The 920-nt window shown below is 68.8% G+C and carries 1 protein-coding gene; it reads right to left on the reverse strand.

The annotated features are described in order from the left end of the window. Nucleotides 1-20 precede the first annotated feature (20 nt). Entirely contained in the window at nucleotides 21-854 is an 834-nt protein-coding gene (locus LVY72_RS24105) for an IS5 family transposase (RefSeq protein WP_237827472.1), read from the reverse strand. Nucleotides 855-920: the final 66 nt, after the last annotated feature.

Raw genomic sequence — 920 nt, forward strand, 5'->3', positions numbered from 1 at the left:
AGTAAGTGTTGGGAAAGAGGTTAGGCCGCTGCGCCGGTCTGCCAGGGGCGCCGCCCGGGTGCCGGCGCGAGCCGGCGGACCATCAGTCCGATCATGGCCCATCTGACCATGGCCTCGGCGTGGGCGGGCAGGCGCTCGTAGTCCCGTCCCAGGCGCCGACAGCGCACCAGCCAGGACAAGGTGCGTTCGATGACCCAGCGGCGGGGCAGCACCTCGAATGTGTGAAGGCCTTCGGGCTTCCTGACAATCTCGAGGCTGATCCCGAGCAGGGCCCGGACGGACTCCACCAGCTTGCCGGCGTAGCCGCCGTCGGCCCACACCTGCACAATCGAAGGCATCTTCGCCCGGGCTTTTTCCAGCACCGGCCGTGCGCCGTCGCGGTCCTGCAGGCTGGCGGCGGTCACCAGCACGACCACCAGCAGTCCGATGGTATCGGTGACGATGTGGCGCTTGCGTCCGTTGGTCCGTTTCCCCGCGTCATACCCGCGCGAGTCCGCCCCGACAGTGTCCGCTGCCCGGACGGTTTGCGCGTCGATGATCCCGGCCGAGGCCGCCGCCTCCCGGCCGGCAGCCTGCCGGAGCGCCCCGCGCAGCGTATCGTGGATCGCTTCGGTCGTGCCGTCGGCGTTCCAGCGCTGGAAGTACCAGTAGACGGTGTCCCAGGGCGGGAAGTCGTGGGGCATCATCCGCCAGGCACATCCGGTGCGGTCCACGTACAGGATTGCGTCCACGATCCGCCGGCGGGAATGGACCGCGGGGCGGCCGCCGGTTTTCACCGGCACCAGCGGTTCGATCAGCGCCCACTGGGCGTCGGTCAGGTCCGAGGGATAGGGACGAGGCGACGAATCTGCCATACCTTCACGCTCACCCCACCGGCCACCGGAGTCAACCACCTGCAGCCCACTTTCCCAACACTTACT

This window comes from Arthrobacter hankyongi, from assembly GCF_022012395.1.
GTDB lineage: Bacteria > Actinomycetota > Actinomycetes > Actinomycetales > Micrococcaceae > Crystallibacter > Crystallibacter hankyongi.